Source organism: Citrobacter sp. Marseille-Q6884 (assembly GCF_945906775.1).
GTDB lineage: Bacteria > Pseudomonadota > Gammaproteobacteria > Enterobacterales > Enterobacteriaceae > Citrobacter.
On the sequence record NZ_CAMDRE010000002.1, the window covers coordinates 161828 to 182620 of the forward strand.

General features: G+C 54.5%; 17 protein-coding genes. 9 read left to right on the plus strand and 8 right to left on the minus strand.

Annotated elements, in window-relative coordinates; genetic code table 11:
- Position 1: 1 nt before the first annotated feature.
- Complete coding sequence (yfhb, locus tag N7268_RS15820) at positions 2-637, plus strand: phosphatidylglycerophosphatase C (protein WP_198903300.1); 636 nt, start codon at positions 2-4, stop codon at positions 635-637.
- Between the two features lie 17 nt (positions 638-654).
- Positions 655-1191 carry a tRNA adenosine(34) deaminase TadA gene (tadA, locus tag N7268_RS15825; RefSeq protein WP_260863650.1) on the plus strand — a complete coding sequence of 179 codons (537 nt, stop codon included), beginning with the start codon at positions 655-657 and terminating at the stop codon, positions 1189-1191.
- Between the two features lie 36 nt (positions 1192-1227).
- Here the strand turns inward: tadA and mltF are convergent, their stop codons facing one another.
- Positions 1228-2781, minus strand: coding sequence for a membrane-bound lytic murein transglycosylase MltF (mltF, locus tag N7268_RS15830; protein WP_260863651.1), 1554 nt, complete (start codon positions 2779-2781; stop codon positions 1228-1230).
- A gap of 268 nt (positions 2782-3049) precedes the next feature.
- On the opposite strand from mltF, the gene purL reads away from it, so the two are divergent.
- The 5 genes from purL (at position 3050) to glnB (ending at position 11372) form a co-directional block, all read left to right on the plus strand.
- Complete coding sequence (purL, locus tag N7268_RS15835) at positions 3050-6937, plus strand: phosphoribosylformylglycinamidine synthase (RefSeq protein WP_260863652.1); 3888 nt, start codon at positions 3050-3052, stop codon at positions 6935-6937.
- Between the two features lie 532 nt (positions 6938-7469).
- Complete coding sequence (gene qseE / locus N7268_RS15840) at positions 7470-8900, plus strand: two component system sensor histidine kinase QseE/GlrK (RefSeq protein ID WP_260863653.1); 1431 nt, start codon at positions 7470-7472, stop codon at positions 8898-8900.
- 22 nt (positions 8901-8922) lie between these two features.
- Positions 8923-9639, plus strand: coding sequence for a two-component system QseEF-associated lipoprotein QseG (gene qseG / locus N7268_RS15845; RefSeq protein ID WP_260863654.1), 717 nt, complete (start codon positions 8923-8925; stop codon positions 9637-9639).
- Positions 9639-10973, plus strand: coding sequence for a two-component system response regulator GlrR (gene glrR / locus N7268_RS15850; protein WP_313958464.1), 1335 nt, complete (start codon positions 9639-9641; stop codon positions 10971-10973). Before qseG ends, glrR begins: the two co-directional genes overlap by 1 nt.
- A gap of 60 nt (positions 10974-11033) precedes the next feature.
- Positions 11034-11372 carry a nitrogen regulatory protein P-II gene (gene glnB / locus N7268_RS15855; protein ID WP_002914032.1) on the plus strand — a complete coding sequence of 113 codons (339 nt, stop codon included), beginning with the start codon at positions 11034-11036 and terminating at the stop codon, positions 11370-11372.
- A 100-nt stretch (positions 11373-11472) separates the two neighbouring features.
- On the opposite strand, the gene hmpA is transcribed toward glnB, so the two are convergent.
- The gene (gene hmpA / locus N7268_RS15860) at positions 11473-12663 is read right to left on the minus strand and encodes an NO-inducible flavohemoprotein (protein WP_260863655.1); all 1191 of its coding nucleotides are present in this window, start codon (positions 12661-12663) and stop codon (positions 11473-11475) included.
- 326 nt (positions 12664-12989) lie between these two features.
- Here hmpA and glyA point away from each other — a divergent pair, with 326 nt between their 5' ends.
- Positions 12990-14243, plus strand: a complete 1254-nt coding sequence (gene glyA / locus N7268_RS15865; protein WP_198903308.1) for a serine hydroxymethyltransferase — start codon at positions 12990-12992, stop codon at positions 14241-14243.
- Positions 14244-14311: 68 nt separating this feature from the next.
- On the opposite strand, the gene hcaD is transcribed toward glyA, so the two are convergent.
- The 5 genes from hcaD to hcaE are packed head-to-tail and all read right to left on the minus strand — an operon-like array spanning position 14312 to position 18529.
- Positions 14312-15514: a phenylpropionate dioxygenase ferredoxin reductase subunit gene (hcaD, locus tag N7268_RS15870; RefSeq protein ID WP_260863656.1), complete on the minus strand. Its 1203-nt coding sequence runs from the start codon at positions 15512-15514 to the stop codon at positions 14312-14314.
- A gap of 9 nt (positions 15515-15523) precedes the next feature.
- Positions 15524-16336: a 3-phenylpropionate-dihydrodiol/cinnamic acid-dihydrodiol dehydrogenase gene (gene hcaB, locus N7268_RS15875; protein ID WP_260863657.1), complete on the minus strand. Its 813-nt coding sequence runs from the start codon at positions 16334-16336 to the stop codon at positions 15524-15526.
- Entirely contained in the window at positions 16333-16653 is a 321-nt protein-coding gene (gene hcaC / locus N7268_RS15880; protein WP_260863658.1) for a 3-phenylpropionate/cinnamic acid dioxygenase ferredoxin subunit, read from the minus strand. Before hcaC ends, hcaB begins: the two co-directional genes overlap by 4 nt.
- Complete coding sequence (hcaF, locus tag N7268_RS15885; RefSeq protein ID WP_260863659.1) at positions 16653-17171, minus strand: 3-phenylpropionate/cinnamic acid dioxygenase subunit beta; 519 nt, start codon at positions 17169-17171, stop codon at positions 16653-16655. The genes hcaC and hcaF overlap by 1 nt, the downstream gene beginning before the upstream one ends.
- Positions 17168-18529 (minus strand): 3-phenylpropionate/cinnamic acid dioxygenase subunit alpha, encoded by a 1362-nt coding sequence (hcaE, locus tag N7268_RS15890; protein WP_198903313.1) that lies wholly within the window; start codon positions 18527-18529, stop codon positions 17168-17170. Before hcaE ends, hcaF begins: the two co-directional genes overlap by 4 nt.
- 135 nt (positions 18530-18664) lie before the next feature.
- Here hcaE and hcaR point away from each other — a divergent pair, with 135 nt between their 5' ends.
- Positions 18665-19558, plus strand: a complete 894-nt coding sequence (gene hcaR, locus N7268_RS15895) for a DNA-binding transcriptional regulator HcaR (protein WP_260863660.1) — start codon at positions 18665-18667, stop codon at positions 19556-19558.
- A 3-nt stretch (positions 19559-19561) separates the two neighbouring features.
- Here the strand turns inward: hcaR and N7268_RS15900 are convergent, their stop codons facing one another.
- Positions 19562-20755, minus strand: coding sequence for an ROK family transcriptional regulator (locus N7268_RS15900; protein ID WP_260863661.1), 1194 nt, complete (start codon positions 20753-20755; stop codon positions 19562-19564).
- Between the last annotated feature and the right edge of the window lie 38 nt (positions 20756-20793).

Genomic DNA, 20793 nt, shown 5'->3' on the forward strand with positions numbered 1-20793 from the left:
TTTGACCAACCACGAGCGTCGCGTTGTATTTTTTGATTTGGACGGTACGTTACACCAGCAGGATATGTTTGGTAGTTTTCTGCGTTATCTGCTGCGTCGCCAACCGTTGAATGCGCTGCTCGTGTTGCCCCTGCTACCGGTTATTGCTGTCGCGTTATTGATAAAAGGGCGCGCCGCCCGTTGGCCAATGAGCCTGCTCCTGTGGGGCTGCACGTTTGGTCGCCGTGAAGCGCGCCTGAAAGCCCATCAGGCGGATTTTGTTCGCTGGTTTCGCCAACACGTTACGGCCTTTCCGTTGGTGCAACAGCGTCTAACGACCTATCTGTTAAGCTCTGATGCCGATATCTGGTTGATTACCGGCTCTCCGCAATCGCTGGTTGAGCAGGTTTACTTTGACACCCCCTGGTTACCGCGCGTGAACATTATCGCCAGTCAAATGGCCCGGGGCTACGGCGGCTGGGTACTGCCGCTGCGCTGTCTGGGTCATGAGAAAGTGATCCAACTGGAACGTCAGATTGGCGCGCCGCTGCACCTTTACAGTGGCTACAGCGACAGCAAGCAGGACAATCCGCTCCTCTCTTTCTGCCAGCATCGCTGGCGCGTCACGCCGCGCGGGGAGTTGCAGCAACTCGAATAGAGTAAACGATAGCGTCTGTGTATAATGCGCCCGCTTTTATTACTGGAGTTCTGCCTTTGTCTGAGAGTGAATTTAGCCACGAATACTGGATGCGTCATGCTTTAACGCTGGCTAAGCGTGCCTGGGATGAGCGTGAAGTCCCGGTTGGCGCGGTATTGGTACATAACAATCGCGTTATTGGCGAAGGCTGGAACCGACCGATTGGACACCACGATCCCACCGCGCATGCTGAAATCATGGCGCTGCGTCAGGGGGGGCTGGTGCTACAAAATTACCGTTTACTGGATGCCACGCTGTATGTCACCCTGGAACCGTGTGTAATGTGCGCAGGTGCGATGGTGCACAGTCGAATTGGTCGGGTGGTCTTTGGCGCCCGTGATGCGAAAACCGGCGCTGCAGGTTCGTTAATTGATGTGCTGCATCACCCGGGTATGAACCATCGGGTTGAGGTCACAGAAGGTATACTGCGGGATGAATGTGCTGCGCTGCTGAGTGATTTCTTCCGTATGCGTCGCCAGGAAATCAAAGCCCTGAAGAAATCTGCCAGTCTGTAAATCGTGGCATGACCGCCTGATGGTCATTCGGTAAAACTATTTCTCCTCCTCCTTCTTCTGCGCAGAAAAAAGCAGAGAAGGGGAGTGGGTCAGATAGTTCGCTGACGTCTGAGAGAGGAATTCAGAGAGCGGGAATTTCTCATGCCCTAAAAGCTCTGCCGGAGAAACCGCCGGGTAATCCTGCGCCAGTTGCTGTGTTTCTATCGCCTGTTTTTCTTTCTCTTGCAGATACCCTACCAGGCTTATCTGGTACTTACGAATATTTTCTACATAGGCGTAAGCTTCATGCCCACGGGCATAGCCATAGGTCAGTTTATTGTAATAGGGCTTTTGACTGAGCAGCGGCAGACGTTGCTTAACGTCGGCCCAGCTGTCCGGGTTGCCTTTGGTTTTTACCGTCAGCGCCCGCGCATCCAGCATATGTGCATATCCCATATTGTAGGCCGCCAGCGCAAACCAGATACGTTCTCCTTCCGGGACGGTATCCGGTACCTTGCTCATCATATCCTGCAGATAACGCGCGCCCCCGCTGATGCTCTGTTCTGCGTCCGTCCGGTCTGTCAGCCCCAGACTCTGGGCCGTATTTTTCGTTAACATCATCAGGCCGCGAACCCCGGTGGGGGAGGTTGCCTGCGCATCCCAGTGCGACTCCTGATAAGCGATCGCCGCGAGCAGTCGCCAGTCTATCTCTTGGGCATACTTTTCAAACAAAGGTTTGAGATCCGGCAATACGCTATCTACCGCGCGTAAAAAAGTGCGGGTATCGACATAATCAAAATCATCGCCATGCCCCAGATATTTCTCCTCCAGCCGCGCCAGCGAACCGTCTTCATTCATGGTGTTAAAGAAATCCAACAGGGCGGCGGACAAGGTATTGTCGTTATCCAGAGGACTAAACCAGGTCACAGGTTGCTCGTCGGAGACATCCAGCGCGACGGCCAGTTCAGGGTGTACGCGCTGGTACAGGCTGATAGCCACTGAATCGGCAATGGTGTAGTCCAGTTTACCGGCGACGACCTCATCAAGCAGTTCCGTCGTTCCCTTTTTGTCATCCACCTTCCAGCTGAGATCGGGATATTTTTTCTCTTTTAGCTGCTGGAGATCGTTTACCACAACGTGCCCGGGCGCGATGGTCAGCTGATTTTCATTCACAGTAGCAAGCGTGCGGGGACGATATTGCCCGACCCGGTACACCAGCTGTTGTGAAACAGAATAGTAGGTGGGGCCAGGCTGATAGTTTTTAACGCGTTCACTGTTGTAGACCAGACCCGCGGCTAAGAGATCCGCTTCACCGTTATCCAGGTCATCAAAAAGCTGACTGATGTTCTGGCGCACCGTGATTTTTAACTTCACACCTAAATAGTCAGCGAACTGTTGGGTCAGCTCATAATCCAGGCCAAACGTTTTGCCGTTGAGCGTGGAGTGCGTTAACGGTGAGTCTATGGTACTGACGCGCAACACTCCCCGCGCTTGGATCGCGGCGATACGATTGTCGGCTTTACCGAACCAGGGGATAGATGGCCAGAGGGCCGCTGCCAGCAGCAGCGTCAATATGCCGATGAACAGATAATTAATCTTTAATTTTTTCAATTAGTTAATTCTCTGAACCGTGCGTTGTCTCAGCCTGCTGTTGTCGTGATTAAGAAGTGAATTAGTCATTAATGTGCGGCATTTTGCTTAAACTTGCGTCAGTTGGCAACTCATTCAGAAATCAGACCGCATTTGATGACAACAGAAGGCCGTGATTTTATTTCGACGCAAACGGTTTCGTCTGTGCGTCAGATTCTTTATAATGACGCCCGTTTCCCCCCTTGCGCACACTTATAAGCGCCTCAGGCGCTTCGAAGACGAGAGACTTATGATGGAAATTCTGCGTGGTTCGCCTGCACTGTCTGCATTCCGTATTAACAAACTGCTGGCGCGTTTTCAGGCGGCCAATCTTCAGGTCCACAATATTTACGCTGAGTATGTCCATTTTGCTGACCTGAATGCCCCGTTAAACGAGGATGAGCATGCGCAACTTGCACGCCTGTTGAAATATGGTCCTGCGCTTCACAGCCATGCCCCTGAAGGAAAACTGTTACTGGTTACGCCTCGTCCGGGCACCATCTCCCCCTGGTCTTCTAAAGCGACTGACATTGCCCACAACTGCGGCTTGCAGCAAATTAGCCGCCTGGAGCGGGGTATCGCCTGGTATGTTGAAGCCTCGACGCTGACCGCTGAACAGTGGCAGGCGGTAGCCGCGCTTCTGCATGACCGCATGATGGAAACGGTCTTCTTTGACTTGAACGAAGCAGAAAAACTGTTTGTTCATCACCAGCCTGCACCGGTTGCCAGTGTGGATCTGCTCGGTGAAGGCCGTCAGGCGCTGATCGATGCCAACCTGCGTCTGGGCCTGGCACTGGCTGATGACGAAATCGACTACTTACAGGATGCGTTTACGAAACTGGGACGCAACCCGAACGATATCGAACTGTATATGTTCGCGCAGGCTAACTCTGAGCACTGCCGCCATAAGATTTTTAACGCCGATTGGGTTATCGACGGTAAAGAGCAGCCAAAGTCGCTGTTCAAAATGATTAAAAACACCTTCGAAACCACGCCGGATCACGTTCTGTCTGCGTATAAAGATAACGCCGCCGTCATGGAAGGTTCTGAGGTGGGTCGCTACTTTGCCGACCATCAGACGGGTCGCTACGATTTCCATCAGGAGCCTGCGCATATCCTGATGAAGGTAGAAACACACAACCACCCGACGGCGATTTCGCCGTGGCCGGGCGCGGCAACGGGCTCCGGCGGTGAAATTCGTGATGAAGGCGCAACCGGACGCGGCGCGAAGCCGAAAGCCGGGCTGGTGGGCTTCTCTGTTTCCAACCTGCGTATTCCAGGCTTTGAGCAACCGTGGGAAGAAGATTTCGGTAAACCTGACCGTATCGTTACCGCGCTGGATATCATGACCGAGGGCCCGTTGGGCGGCGCGGCGTTTAATAACGAATTTGGTCGCCCAGCGCTGACCGGCTACTTCCGTACTTACGAAGAGAAAGTGAACAGCCACAACGGCGAAGAGCTGCGCGGCTACCACAAACCTATCATGCTGGCGGGCGGGATCGGCAACATCCGCGCCGATCACGTGCAAAAAGGTGAGATCGTCGTCGGCGCGAAGCTGATCGTGCTGGGTGGTCCGGCGATGAATATCGGCCTTGGCGGTGGCGCAGCCTCTTCCATGGCGTCAGGCCAGTCTGATGCGGATCTCGATTTCGCTTCCGTTCAGCGCGACAACCCGGAAATGGAACGCCGTTGCCAGGAGGTTATCGACCGTTGCTGGCAGATGGGCGACGCGAACCCGATTCTGTTCATCCACGATGTGGGCGCAGGCGGTTTGTCCAACGCGATGCCGGAGCTGGTGAGCGATGGCGGGCGTGGCGGTAAGTTTGAACTGCGCGATATTCTCAGCGATGAACCGGGTATGAGCCCGCTGGAAATCTGGTGTAACGAATCTCAGGAACGCTACGTGCTGGCGGTTGCCGCTGATCAGCTCCCGCTGTTTGACGAGTTGTGTAAGCGTGAGCGAGCCCCGTATGCGGTGATTGGGGAAGCGACAGAAGAACAGCATCTGACCCTGAGCGATAGCCACTTTGACAACCAGCCGATCGACATGCCGCTGGACGTGCTGCTGGGCAAAACGCCGAAGATGACCCGCGACGTGCAGACGCTGAAAGCCAAAGGCGACGCGTTGGTGCGTGAGCAGATTACGCTGGCGGAAGCCGTTAACCGCGTTCTGCACTTGCCTGCGGTCGCAGAAAAAACGTTCCTCGTGACCATCGGCGACCGTACCGTCACCGGTATGGTATCGCGTGACCAGATGGTCGGTCCGTGGCAGATCCCGGTGGCGAACTGCGCGGTGACCACTGCCAGCCTTGATAGCTATTACGGCGAAGCGATGTCTATCGGTGAGCGCGCACCTGTTGCGCTGCTGGACTTCTCCGCCTCTGCACGCCTGGCGGTGGGCGAGGCGCTGACCAACATTGCCGCCACACAGATTGGCGACATCAAACGTATTAAATTGTCGGCAAACTGGATGGCGGCCGCGGGTCACCCTGGCGAAGATGCCGGGCTGTACGAAGCGGTAAAAGCGGTAGGGGAAGAATTGTGTCCTCAGCTTGGCCTGACGATCCCGGTTGGCAAAGACTCTATGTCGATGAAAACCCGCTGGCAGGAAGGTAGCGAACAGCGTGAAATGACCTCGCCGTTGTCGCTGGTGATTACCGCGTTTGCCCGCGTGGAAGATGTGCGCCACACCATTACGCCGCAGCTCTCAACGGAAGAGAATGCGCTGTTGCTGATTGATCTCGGCAAAGGTCACAACGCCCTGGGGGCGACCGCGCTGGCGCAGGTGTATCGTCAACTCGGTGATAAACCCGCGGACGTGCGCGACGTGGCGCAACTGAAAGGCTTCTATGACGCCATTCAGGCACTGGTCGCGCAACGTAAGCTGCTGGCCTACCACGACCGCTCCGACGGCGGCCTGCTGGTCACGCTGGCGGAAATGGCTTTTACCGGTCACTGTGGTATTGAGGCGGATATCAGTTCCCTGGGGGATGATCATCTGGCGGCGCTGTTTAATGAAGAGCTGGGCGCAGTGATTCAGGTTCGTGCGTCGGACCGTGATGCGGTGCAGGCGATTCTGGCGGCACACGGTCTGGCCGATTGCGTACATCACCTCGGCCAGGCGGTTGCAGGTGATCGCTTCACGCTGACGGCTAACGGACAATCCATCTTCAGCGAAAGCCGCACTCAGTTGCGTATGTGGTGGGCTGAAACCACCTGGCAGATGCAGCGTCTGCGTGACAACCCGGAATGCGCCGATCAGGAGCATAACGCCAAAACTCACGATGCCGATCCTGGTCTCAACGTCAAACTGTCGTTTGATATCAACGAAGATGTTGCCGCGCCGTATATCGCGACCGGTGCGCGTCCTAAAGTGGCCGTGCTGCGTGAGCAGGGTGTCAACTCACACGTTGAAATGGCGGCAGCTTTCCACCGCGCAGGTTTTGATGCCATCGACGTTCATATGAGCGATCTGCTGGGCGGTCGTATCGGTCTGGGCAACTTCCAGGCACTGGTCGCCTGTGGCGGCTTCTCTTATGGCGATGTGCTGGGCGCCGGTGAAGGTTGGGCGAAATCCATTCTGTTCAACAACCGCGTACGCGATGAGTTCGAAACCTTCTTCCATCGCCCGCAAACGCTGGCGCTCGGCGTGTGTAACGGTTGCCAGATGATGTCCAACCTGCGTGAACTGATCCCGGGCAGCGAACTGTGGCCACGTTTTGTGCGTAACCACTCCGATCGTTTTGAAGCACGTTTTAGCCTCGTGGAAGTGACACAAAGCCCTTCTCTGCTGCTGCAGGGAATGGTCGGTTCAATGATGCCGATTGCCGTTTCGCATGGTGAAGGACGTGTGGAAGTGCGTGATGACGCTCATCTGGCCGGACTGGAGAGCAAAGGCCTGGTGGCGCTGCGTTATGTGGACAACTTCGGTAAAGTGACGGAAACCTATCCGGCTAACCCGAACGGGTCACCAAACGGTATTACCGCGGTCACCACGGAAAATGGCCGAGTGACGATTATGATGCCGCACCCGGAACGTGTTTTCCGCACTGTAAGCAACTCCTGGCACCCGGAAAACTGGGGCGAGGACAGCCCGTGGATGCGTATTTTCCGCAATGCGCGTAAGCAGCTCGGCTAATTGCGTCGATAATCATCAAGCCCCTCTGCGTGAGGGGCTTTTTTTGCCACTGCGTTTTAGTGTCGGGAAATGCCGACATAGACAGGGTTACCGCGTCGCTAAAAAGAGACATTTAATTAATTGATTTATATGTGATTTGTTTTTTAAGGCTTCAGGTGTTGCTATTTAGCGACAGAAAGGACAAAAAGCCGTCAACGGACCTTTTAGGATAATTAAACATATTTCCTATATTTATCATTGTGTTAATAAAGTGTTTTGAATATTGGCACAGTTGCTGCATAATATTAACCAGTGGCTCATTCACCCTCTTATGTCAGCCCCTTCGGGACGTGCTACATAAACTTCGAATGACGCACAACAAGGTGCCTGCCGTCCAACTTCTGATAATAGCACTGCTATATCAACCATCGGGCGAAACGTCGAGTTAGGCACCGCCTTATTCCATAACAAAGCCGGGTTAATCCCGGCTTTGTTGTATCTGGCGTTTCCCTCAGTTAGCATCTTTATATTCGAACCCGTTGAGAGTAACGCTTTGAAGAACTGGTCAGTTTTTCCCCGGTCCTTACGTCAGTTAGTGACGCTGGCTTTTTTGCTGATCCTGCTGCCTTTGTTGGTGCTGGCCTGGCAGGCATGGCAGAGCCTGAACGCCCTGAGTGCACAGGCGGCGTTGACAAACAGAACGACGCTGATTGATGCCCGGCGAAGCGAAGCCATGACGAATGCCGCACTGGAGATGGAGCGTAGCTACCGACAATACTGCGTACTGGATGATCCGACGCTGGCGAAGGTCTATCAGGGGCAACGTAAACGTTACAGCGATATGCTGGATGCGCATGCCAGTGTGCTACCGGACAATAAACTCTATCAGGCACTTCGCCAGGATCTCAACGACCTCGCCCAGCTACAGTGTAAAAACAGCGGCCCCGATAGCGTGGCGGCTGCGCGTCTTGAAGCCTTCGCCAGTGCCAATACGGAGATGGTGCAGGCGACGCGTACCGTGGTTTTTTCCCGCGGGCAGCAGCTACAGCAAGAAATTGCCGAGCGCGGACAGTTCTTTGGCTGGCAGGCGCTGGTGCTGTTTCTTGTCAGTCTGGTGATGGTCCTGCTGTTTACGCGGATGATTATCGGCCCGGTTAAAGGCATCGAACGGATGATCAACTGTCTGGGAGAAGGGCGCTCGCTTGGCAATACCGCATTGTTTACAGGTCCACGTGAACTGCGATCCGTAGGTCAGCGCATTATCTGGCTGAGCGAGCGTCTTTCCTGGCTTGAATCTCAACGGCATCAATTTTTACGTCATCTTTCACACGAGCTGAAAACCCCGCTGGCGAGTATGCGTGAAGGAACGGAACTGCTGGCAGATCAGGTGGTTGGTCCGTTAACGCCGGAGCAAAAAGAGGTTGTCGGTATTCTGGATGACAGCAGCCGCAACCTGCAAAAGTTAATTGAGCAGTTGCTGGATTACAACCGAAAGCAGGCGGATGACGTGATTGCGCTAGAGCGCGTGGACATCGCGCCGCTGGTGGAAGGGGTTGTTTCTGCACATAGCCTGCCCGCTCGCTCAAAAATGATACATACTGATGTTGCACTGGCGGCGAGCACTTGCCTCGCAGAGCCAACGTTGCTCATGAGCGTACTGGACAATCTTTATTCCAATGCGGTGCACTATGGTGCTGAATCCGGTACCATTTGCATCCGCAGCAGTTTGCATGGCTCTACGGTATATATTGATATAACTAATACCGGCACACCGATTCCAGAAGCAGAAAAGACCATGATCTTCGAGCCTTTTTTCCAGGGGAGTCACCAGCGAAAAGGGGCAGTAAAAGGAAGCGGGTTGGGGCTGAGTATCGCCAGAGATTGCATCCGCCGTATGCGGGGAAAACTGTATCTGGTTGATGATGATGCGCAAGGCGTGTGTTTCCGCATTGAGCTGCCGCTATCTGCATCGAAAAACCATTAAAATGAACCTAAGTCTGGTGAGTATGCCACACGTTGTTGTCCGAATGCTTAAACGACATTTTTTCCGCCGCGTCTTACTGGTCAGCATGCCGTGCCTGGCGCTGGCAGGCTGCGTATCGAACGCGGTAAACCATATTATCGGCGATCCCTCACACGAGAAGACCCCGACGAATCAACTGGCGGATTACCTGTCAACGGAATGTACGGATATCTGGTCGCTACAGGGTCAGTCTACTGAAACCAATCCTCTGTACTGGTTGCGGGCAATAGATTGTGCCGATCGTCTGATGCCTGCTCAGGCTCGCAGTGAAGCCAGCACGCAACTGACCGATACCTGGCAGGGGACGTTCAAGCGAGGGATCCTGCTCGACAGCGCCCACATGACCTCGCCAGAAAGGCGGGAGTTGGTGACGCGACTGGATGCGTTAAGCCCCCAGGTTCCGGCTCAGGTACGACCGTTGTACCAGGTCTGGCGCAGCAGCCAAACGCTGCAGTTGCAGCTTGATGAAGAACGCCTGCGCTACAGCAAACTCCAGCAAACCACGGACAGCGATCTCGATACTTTGCGCCAACAGCAACAGCATTTGCAGAGTCAGCTCGATCTCACGACCCGTAAGCTGGAGAATCTGACCGATATTGAACGCCAGCTTTCCACGCGCAAGCCCGCCGGTAGCTACAATCCTGATTCCCAGCACGGGAATGATAAACTCACCACTCCTGACGACGGGGTTACGCCATGATTAGTCATAAGCCCGCGCATTTGCTGCTTGTCGATGACGATCCGGGGCTGCTGAAATTACTCGGTATGCGCCTGACCAGTGAAGGTTACAGCGTCGTGACGGCGGAAAGCGGGCAAGAAGGGCTGCGGGTCCTGAACCGTGAAAAGGTGGATTTGGTCATCAGCGACCTGCGTATGGATGAGATGGACGGGATGCAGTTGTTTACTGAAATCCAGAAAGTCCAGCCGGGGATGCCGGTGATCATCCTTACGGCGCACGGCTCCATCCCTGATGCCGTTGCCGCGACCCAGCAGGGCGTCTTCAGTTTTCTCACCAAGCCTGTCGATAAAGACGCGCTGTACAATGCCATTGATGGCGCACTGGAGCAGTCTGCGCCCGCCACTGACGATCGCTGGCGGGAATCCATCGTTACCCGCAGTCCGCTGATGCTGCGCCTGTTGGAACAGGCACGGATGGTGGCGCAATCTGATGTCAGCGTATTGATCAATGGTCAAAGCGGGACCGGGAAAGAAGTCTTCGCCCAGGCCATTCATAACGCCAGCCCGCGTAGCCACAATCCCTTTATTGCGATTAACTGTGGGGCGTTACCGGAACAGTTGCTTGAGTCTGAACTGTTTGGTCATGCGCGCGGCGCTTTTACCGGCGCGGTGAGTAATCGGGAAGGGCTATTCCAGGCCGCGGAAGGCGGGACGCTGTTTCTCGACGAGATAGGCGACATGCCCGCGCCGTTACAGGTCAAATTACTGCGCGTCTTACAGGAGCGCAAAGTCCGACCGCTTGGCAGCAACCGCGATATCGACATTGATGTGCGGATCGTCTCCGCGACACACCGCGATCTGCCCAAAGCGATGGCGCGGGGCGAGTTTCGTGAAGATTTATACTATCGCCTCAATGTGGTGAGCCTGAAAATTCCGGCGCTGGCCGAGCGGACCGAAGACATTCCGTTGCTGGCAAACCATTTGCTGCGCCAGTCAGCCGAGCGGCACAAACCGTTCGTGCGCGCATTTTCGACCGATGCGATGAAACGCTTAATGACCGCCAGCTGGCCGGGAAACGTGCGTCAACTGGTCAACGTCATTGAGCAGTGCGTGGCGTTAACCTCATCGCCGGTGATCAGTGATGCGCTGGTGGAACAGGCGCTGGAAGGGGAAAATACCGCGCTGCCTACATTTGTGGAGGCGCGCAACCAGTTCGAACTCAACTATCTGCGTAAGCTGTTGCAAATCACCAAAGGCAATGTGACCCATGCGGCGAGAATGGCGGGGCGCAACCGGACGGAGTTTTATAAATTACTTTCGCGCCACGAACTGGATGCAAACGATTTCAAAGAATAAATTGACGGATTATGTTACGTTTATCTGATCAAAAGACAGGCGACCTTCCCAAGGATTAGCATGAAAAAGATTGATGCGATTATTAAACCCTTCAAGCTGGACGACGTCCGCGAAGCGCTGGCAGAAGTTGGCATTACCGGTATGACTGTCACGGAAGTGAAAGGGTTTGGCCGTCAGAAAGGCCATACTGAACTGTACCGTGGCGCAGAATATATGGTGGATTTTCTGCCGAAGGTAAAAATTGAAATTGTGGTCACCGATGACATCGTGGACACCTGCGTTGACACCATTATTCGTACCGCGCAGACCGGTAAAATCGGTGATGGTAAGATTTTTGTCTTCGACGTGGCGCGTGTGATTCGTATTCGTACCGGCGAAGAAGACGACGCGGCGATCTAACACCGCGTGCGTTTTGCCGAATGGCGGCGATACCTTATCAAGCCTACGGGAAGTGAAACCTGTAGGCCTGATAAGTGAAGCGCCATCAGGCCATCAATCGTTACAGCACTTTATGCGGGCCGAAACATTCGTAATGAATGTTTTCGTTCTTCACGCCCAGACCAACCAGTTGTTTTGCTGCAAACTGCATAAAACCGACCGGACCGCACAGATAGAACTGCATCGCCGGATCGCTGATTGCGCCTTCCACTTTGTTTAAATCCATCAGACCAACGCTATCAAAGCCGCCTTTAGCGCGATCGACTTCGTTGGGTTCACGGTACCAGGTGTGTGCGTTAAAGCGTGGCAGCGTTTTACCCAGTTCGCTCACTTCATCGGCAAACGCATGCACATCGCCGTTTTCCGCGGCGTGGAACCAGTTGACCTGCGCGGTATGGCCGGATTTTGCCAGCGTATCCAGCATCGCCAGCATCGGCGTCTGCCCAACGCCTGCGGATATCAGAGAGACCGGCGTATCGGTCGCGATATCCATAAAGAAATCACCCGCTGGTGCCGCTAAATGAACGATGTCACCCACATTCGCATGGTTGTGCAACCAGGTGGAAACCTGACCGCCATCTTCGCGCTTAACGGCAATGCGATAGCCTTTACCGTCCGGTTTGCGGGTCAGAGAGTACTGACGAATTTCCTGATGCGGGAATCCTTCCGGCTTCAGCCAGACGCCCAGATATTGTCCCGGATGGTATTCGGCTACCGCACCGCCATCTACCGGCTCAAACTCAAAGCTGGTGATAAGTTTGCTGCGCGGGGTTTTTGCCACGATGCGGAACGGACGCGTGCCTTCCCAGCCGCCATTTTTGTTGGCGTTCTCACTGTAAATCTCGGCTTCACGGTTGATGAAGACATTAGCCAGCACGCCATATGCTTTGCCCCATGCATCCAGCACCTCTTGCCCTGGGCTGAACATTTCGTCCAGCGTTGCCAGCAGATGGCCCCCAACGATGTTGTATTGCTCGGGTTTAATCTGGAAGCTGGTATGTTTCTGGGCGATTTTCTCGACTGCAGGCAGCAGCGCCGCCAGGTTTTCGATGTTGCTGGCGTAAGCGGCAATGGCATTAAACAGCGCTTCACGCTGATCCCCATTACGCTGGTTACTCATGTTGAAAATTTCTTTGAGTTCGGGATTGTGCGTAAACATGCGATCGTAGAAATGAGCGGTCAGTTTCGGACCGGTTTCGACCAGCAGGGGAATAGTGGCTTTCACTGTAGCGATGGTTTGTGCGTCAAGCATACGGTCTTCCTTTATCTGAGACTTTAATGATGTATGTCAAATGCATCTTATAAAAAATACCCCTGCATTGTAAATGGTTCTTTGTTATTTTGCGTTGCAAAGGTTACAACGTGAAAAATCTGCATCACAAACCTGAAAAGAAATCCGTTGAAATTCGTAAGTCCTTTATTCTCCAAAGCCTTGTGTACATTGAAGGTAATCGTTTGCGTAAAATCCTTTGTCAAGACCTGTTATCACAGAATGATTCGGTTATACTGTTGGCCGAAGTCCAACGTGACTGCCTTTTTAGGCCGAAATTCTATTGTTAGCTGAGTCAGGAGATGCGGATGTTAAAGCGTGAAATGAACATTGCCGATTATGATGCCGAACTGTGGCAGGCTATGGAGCAGGAAAAAGTACGTCAGGAAGAGCACATCGAACTGATCGCCTCCGAAAACTACACCAGCCCGCGCGTCATGCAGGCACAGGGTTCTCAGCTGACCAACAAATACGCTGAAGGTTATCCAGGCAAGCGCTACTACGGCGGTTGTGAATATGTGGATATCGTAGAACAGCTGGCGATCGATCGCGCGAAAGAGCTGTTCGGCGCTGACTACGCTAACGTCCAGCCGCACTCCGGCTCTCAGGCTAACTTCGCTGTTTACACCGCGCTGCTGCAACCGGGCGATACCGTTCTGGGTATGAACCTGGCGCAAGGCGGTCACCTGACTCACGGCTCCCCGGTAAACTTCTCCGGCAAACTGTATAACATCATCCCTTACGGCATTGATGAGTCCGGTAAAATTGATTACGAAGACATGGCGAAGCAGGCTCAGGAGCACAAACCGAAGATGATTATCGGTGGCTTCTCTGCTTACTCCGGTATTGTTGACTGGGCAAAAATGCGTGAAATCGCTGACAGCATTGGCGCGTACCTGTTCGTTGACATGGCGCACGTTGCGGGTCTGATTGCCGCTGGCGTTTACCCGAACCCGGTTCCACACGCTCACGTTGTGACCACCACCACTCACAAAACCCTGGCGGGTCCGCGTGGCGGCCTGATCCTGGCGAAAGGCGGTGACGAAGAGCTGTATAAAAAACTGAACTCCGCGGTGTTCCCAAGCGCGCAGGGCGGCCCGCTGATGCACGTGATCGCGGCGAAAGCTGTCGCACTGAAAGAAGCGATGGAGCCTGAGTTTAAAGTTTATCAGCAGCAGGTTGCTAAAAACGCCAAAGCGATGGTGGAAGTGTTCCTGAACCGTGGCTACAAAGTGGTTTCTGGCGGTACTGAGAACCACCTGTTCCTGCTGGATCTGGTTGACAAAAACCTGACCGGTAAAGAAGCTGACGCAGCCCTGGGTCGCGCCAACATTACCGTCAACAAAAACAGCGTGCCAAACGATCCGAAGAGCCCGTTTGTGACGTCTGGTATCCGTATCGGTTCCCCGGCTGTGACCCGTCGTGGCTTCAAAGAAGCGGAAGTGAAAGAGCTGGCTGGCTGGATGTGTGACGTTCTGGACAATATCAACGATGAAGCGGTTATCGAGCGCATCAAAGGTAAAGTTCTGGATATCTGCGCACGCTTCCCGGTTTACGCGTAAGCGTTTGATGTGAAAAAGGCCGCGAATGCGGCCTTTTTTAAGCCCGTTACAGGCAGTGCATCCGGTAGTTATAGCGACTTGAGCGCGACAGATTCACCCTGCAACGTCGTTGTATCAGGCGTTTTCCCCTGTTGAATCCATTTTCTCAGCAAGCGTATTTCCCGTCCCTGATTGAGCGTCACCGCCCCCACAATCACGCCCTCCTGCAGGTTAAACCAGATTGCTTTGTGCGCGTCTGGATTGCTGCGAACGAGCCAGCTATCTCCGTGCATATCGCCGATAAATTGCAGGTTATCGTTGAATTGATCGGTCCAGAACCACGGCGGGGGCAGCACCGGTAACGGGAGACCAAGCATGGCGGCAGCGGCAGTTTGCGCCTGATTATTGGCGTTTTCCCAGCTTTCGCAGCGCTGCAGGGTTCCGTCTGCCCGACGCAGTACCGCCACGTCACCGGCGGCAAAAATATCCGCATCCCGGGTTTGACAGGCATTATCTACCACCACGCCGTTTGCCACCTCGAGTTCAGCTTCATGGGCCAGCCTGTCGTTCGCGATAATCCCGATACCGTAGATCACGCTGTCGGCCTGAAGCTGCTCACCGCTTTGTAATGTCAGCGTGATACTTTCCCCGTCGCAGACCTGTTCAATTGCGTTGTTGAGCATAAGACGTACGCCAGCCTGCTGATGACGCGCGGTCAGGTAGCGTTGGATTGGCGCGGGCGCATTGCGTCCCATCACCGTCGAGGCCAGTTCAATCACGCAAACTTTGCAACCGCGCTGTGTGGCGCTGGCAGCCAGTTCAAGTCCAATGGTTCCGGCTCCGACAATGGCGATGGCGCGTCCGGGCTGGAGTGCGTCCCGCAGACGCGCCGCATCGCCCGCATGGCGCAGGGTAAAGCAACGATCGCCCAGTTTATCCAGCAGTGGCAGAGGACGTGCCGCTGCCCCCGTCGCAATCAACAACCGATCCCACGGATAAATCTCTCCGTTAGTCAGTACCAGCTGATGCGTTTGGCGACCGAGCGTTTGCACGGTCACGCCCAGGTGCAGGTGAACGTTATTGTCCCGCCACCAGTCAGCATTCAGAACCGACTGTAACTGCGGAGTGTCATCCAGCAGCATCGCTTTCGAGAGTGGGGGGCGCTCGTAGGGCAAATGCGGCTCATCGGAAAACAGATGTAACTCGCCGTCAAAGCCATGCTGGCGCAGTGCGGCGGCGGCCATCGCCGCAGCCTGACCACCACCGACGATAGCGATAGTTTTTTTACTCATAACGCCTCCTCAGAGATCCAGTCCGGCGGCAACATGACGAATACCGCGTATGCCCAGACCCGCGTCGGCATTGATCATCACACCACTCAATGTGCGATTGTTGCGTTTTGACGCCAGCATCACATACGGGCCGGTAAAATCCGCAGGTTCAGGAAAGAACTGCAGCGGCAAAATAGCGGCTATTTTTTCCGGCGTCAGCGACTGCATAATCGACGTATCGCTTTGACCCAGCGCCTGCGGGCCGCGCAGGTCGGTCGCCATTCCGCAGGGGCCCACCCCGTTGACGCGTACCTTTGGCGCCAGCTCGTAGGCTAACTGGCGAATCAACCCGGTGGCCGCATGTTTACTGGCGGTATACAAAGGACCGCCGCCGCCGGGGTACCATGCGGCATTGGACAGGGTAAAGATGATGCTACCTTCGCTGGCGATAAGCGCCGGGGCGCAGGCTTTTGCGCCCAGCAGATAACCCAGTACGTTCACGTTAAACAATTCGTGAAAACCGGTCTCCAGCACATCGGCGGCGGTGTTGATTAGCGACGCGTTATGATCCCAGATACCCGCGTTGCCGATAAAACAGTCCAGCGTGCCGTAGCGCGTCAGTATGAGATCCACCGCGCGCTGATAGTCGGCGTAGCAGGTGACGTTGCCCTCAACCGCCAGTACATGTTCACCGAACCGCTGGCGCAGGTTGGCGACTTTGGCTGCGGAAAGCTCCAGCGTGGCGACCCGTGCGCCTTCTTCGATAAAACGCTCGACAAGCGCCAGACCGAGACCGGAGCCGCCACCGGTGATAAAGACCACGTTATCGCGTAAATCGCTCATCTGGCCTCCTCAGGAATATCAACAAACACATCGCTCCCTTCCACGGTTACCGCATAGGTGGTCAGCGGATCGGTAGCGGGCAGGCACAACGCCTTACCGGTTTTCAGGCAAAAACTGGCTGCATGCAGCGGGCACTCCACGGTGGCATCGTCTTCCAGATAGCCTTCCGACATCGAGGCGTTACCGTGGCTACAACGATCGTTAATGGCATAGAACTCGCCGCCAACGTTAAACAGCGCGATGACGGGTGAGGTGTCGAGCCGGAGCGCTTCGCCCTCCGGTAAATCCCCTACGGGGCAGGCATAGATACGACTCATCAGAACAGTACACTCAGGTTGTGGGAGGTGATCACCGCTTGATCCAGCACGATCTCACGTTCCAGTAAACGCCACGCATCGCCCGGCAGACGACGCACTTTGTCTGTGCGCATGCCGATGTAAAAGGTTTCATCGCGCTCTTTTTGGGCGCGATACAGCAGATAGTTGAGGCGTACGGCAAAGACGTCGGGAACCTCGGTTTCACTGACCTGGCAGTTGCTTATCAGATGTCGGGTTCGGGACGGCGGCTCCTCCGCCCAGGCCATGCCCGTTTCCAGACGCGCAATACGGCGTTCGAGCTGGTCTTTGTTGTCGTTGAAAATCCAGGTGGTCGGTGGCTGCACGCCTTTACGGCGGTCGCGGGTCTGGGCATTGACCGTTGTGCGCATGGTATAGCGAATGTCGTCATCCAACTGCGCCAGCCAGTCGCGAAATTTCCAGTCGTCCAACAGGCTGGCTTCGTGGTAGAGAAATTGCGTAATACGATGGTGTAGTTCCTGGGAAACTAAGGTGCTCATTTCATCACCTCCTGCTGGTAAGCGGCGGTTTTCTCCTGCACTTCCTGCCAGCTTTCGCTGCTCAGCAAATCGGCCCAACGCTGATACATCCCGCGTGCAGCGGTTTCCGAGAAGATGTAGTTGGTGATCCCTGGAATGCCATCTTCACGACGTTTCTCCTGGCCCAGCCCCATTTCCAGACACAATTTGGTGTTGCGTGCCCGGTGCCCCTTCAGCAGTTTTTGAATTTCGGTCCAGTTTTCCGAATCATCCTGCTCAAGGAACCCGGCGGGACCAAAGGCGCGGGTGGCGCTGTTTTCAAACGCGGCTTTCACGTCATCAGAGGCGGCTTTATCGGTAATGCAGAACGCCCACACTTCGACCTGATCCGGTCCACGTGGATGCCAGACGCGCAGTGTGGCAGTGCCGTTCAGCCATGACAGCGTTGGGAAAATATTGTTGTGGCCGGCAAGACGCAGGGCACGAACACTGCCCAGACGCTGTTCTGCTTCCGCGTAGGTGTCGCGGTAGTAACTGGAGACTTCACCATCGACCCAGACGTTGGCATCCGGTTTCTCGGTAAAGAAAAATCCACTGCCGTGACCGTCCTGACCGAACTGCAACGCGTCTTTGGCGGTTTCCCACACCGGGCGAGCGGTTTGTCCGTCACCAAGGCGTTTATCGCTACCATCGTCTTTTGCACCCAGCACCTGCACGGCGGAAGCATGGCTGAACAGCGCGTGGTACTGGTCGCTGGCAAACTGTTCCGCAGGGAATTTCCAGTTGCAGTCGATGGTCCATTTCTGCACGCCGCCGACGATTTCTGTTCCGCCTTCGCGGCGATCAAGTACGCCGTCCAGATACCAGGCGATGTCGCCGAGATAATCGCGAAGCGTTGGCGCGGTCGTATCCCAGTTGCCGAAAATCAGCCCTTTGTAGCTCTCCACGCCTGGGACTTCGTTCAGTCCCCAGTGAGATTTGCACAGCCCTTGCGGGTATGCGCGAGGCTCCAGCGGCACGTCGATAAGCTCGCCGTTGATGCCGTACGACCAGCCGTGATACGGGCAGGTAAAGGCGCGGGTATTACCGCAGTCGGCGTAGCTGACGCGCATCGCGCGGTGGCGACACTGGTTGAGAAACGCTTTGATGCTGCCGTCTTTCTGGCGTACGACAACGACCGCATCCTCGCCCATGTACGTGTTAAAAAAATCACCGGGTTTGGGGATTTGGCTTTCGTGGGCGAGGAATAACCAGCAGCGTCCGAAGATGCGTTCCAGCTCCAGTTGGTAAATGTCAGGGTCGGTATAAATGCGTGGGGTTACGCGACCGTTTTGGGTATCGATCAGTTGGTAGATGTCTAAATTTGAGGGTGTGGTCATATTTTTTAATCCCGAAAGCTAAGATGTATTGACCTTCTTTTTTTGTGCCATAAGGATGTTGCTGGTTAGTTATCAATTTGTGAAATAGTAAATTTCTACCAGTTGAGACATTTTTTCGATAACAAGGAGAAGGGCATGGAACTGAGGCACTTACGCTATTTTGTTGCGGTGGCGCAGGCGCTGAATTTCACCCGAGCGGCAGAAAAGTTGCACACTTCTCAACCGTCGCTAAGCAGTCAGATCCGCGATCTGGAGGCCTGTGTGGGCGTTCCGTTGCTGGTACGTGATAAGCGAAAAGTTGCGTTGACGGCGGCGGGTGAGTGTTTCTTACAGGATGCGCTGGTGATCCTCGAGCAGGCGGAAAACGCGAAAATCCGCGCGCGTAAAACGGTGCAGGAAGATAACCATTTTGCCATTGGTTTTGTCCCCTCTGCAGAAGTCAATCTGTTGCCGAAGGTGCTGCCCTTGTTTCGTTTAAAACAGCCTGATACACACATTGAACTGGTGAGCCTGATAACCACCGAGCAGGAAGAGAAGATCCTGCGCGGGGAGCTGGATGTCGGCTTAATGCGTCATCCGGTGTACAGCCCGGAACTGGATTATCTGGAGCTGATTCATGAACCGCTGGTGGCGGTGTTACCGGTCAATCATCCGTTAGCCAATGAGAAAGCGATATCGGCTGAGCAACTGCACGGTGTGAATTTTGTCAGCACCGATCCGGCCTATTCCGGTGCGTTAGCGATGATTGTAAAAAACTGGTTTCAGCAGCAAAAAAGCCAGCCCAATATTGTCCAGGTGGCGACCAATATTCTGGTGACGATGAACCTGGTCGGCATGGGGCTGGGGGTGACTTTGATACCCGGTTATATGAATAATTTTAATACCGGGCAGGTGGTTTTTCGGCCGATTGTTGGCGATGTCCCGACCATCGCGTTACTGATGGCCTGGAAAAAAGGGCCGATCAAACCGGCGCTGGCAGATTTTATCGCCACGGTACACGAGCGTTTGGCCGCGAGTCTGACGGCGTAACGGTTACAGTTCGTTAAGTTGTGATTCGACATACAGATAACCAATTCCCATCAGTTGCTGAGCGCGGTTAAGCTGCCCGAAGCTTATCTGTGTTGCTCTGGCACGCGGGTTATCCCCGTGATCGAACGGATTAAATCCGGTTTGCTGCACCAACGTATTGAGCCAGCTATCGCCAAACGCACAGCTCCGGCCATATAACCATATCTGGTTAATATTTAGTATATTCAGAAAGTTATAAAGACTCAGGCCGATAGCGCTGGCGGCATGCTCGGCCCAGGCCTGAATGCGGACGTCTCCCTGTTTCCAGGCATCGATCAGCTGATCGGTGGTCAGTGTCTCAGGATCGTAATGCGACGTCGGCTGCGATTTCATCCAGACACGCGCCTGCTTTTTCAGTGCGCTTAATGACGCTACCGTTTCCAGACAACCATAACGACCACAGTCACAGGCAACCCCATCGGGATGAATGATGGTATGTCCAATCTGACCGCTGCCATACAGACTACCGCGCCAGATGTTATCGTTAATAACGAACGATGAGCCAATGCCGTAATCGACGTTAATCACGCAAAAATCACCGGTAGCGGCCGGATTTTGCCACTTTTCCGCCAACGCCAGCATCACGCAGTCATTGTCCAGCCGGACCTGGATGCCAAGCATCTCCTCCAGCAGATATTTTATTTCTACCGGCGTTTTCCACGGCGCCTGTGGCATGGTTTTCGATGCGCCGGTAATCGGATCAACCTGGCCATGAACGCCAAGCGCCAGATTAATGGTGACCTCGGGATAGTGCCGACGATATTCCCGCCAGTGTGCCGCTAATGCAGCCAGTAGCGCTTTTGGCGTTTCGGGGTTGATGACTTCATGACGCCAGTCGCCGACGGCGACCAGTCGTGCGTCCGCCAGTTGGCTGGTGATGCTGGTCGGCGTGACGTTGATGCACAGCGTCCAGGCGCCTTTTTCGGGTAAATGATAGCTACCGCTGCTTAAACCGCGCTGGCTTAAGGTTTCTCGCGAATGGCTGATCTTCCCTTCATCCATCAGCTCTTCGAGAATATTGCTGACCGCCGGGATCGACAGGCTGGTGAGCTGCGCCAGCTGTGACTTACTGAGTTGTTTTTCCCGCCATAAATGCGACAAAAAGATCTGTTTGTTCGCCTGACGAACTCTGGCGTTATTGAACCCCGAACGCGGCATACACTTAACTCCCTTAACTATATTGCGTGAGCATTGCG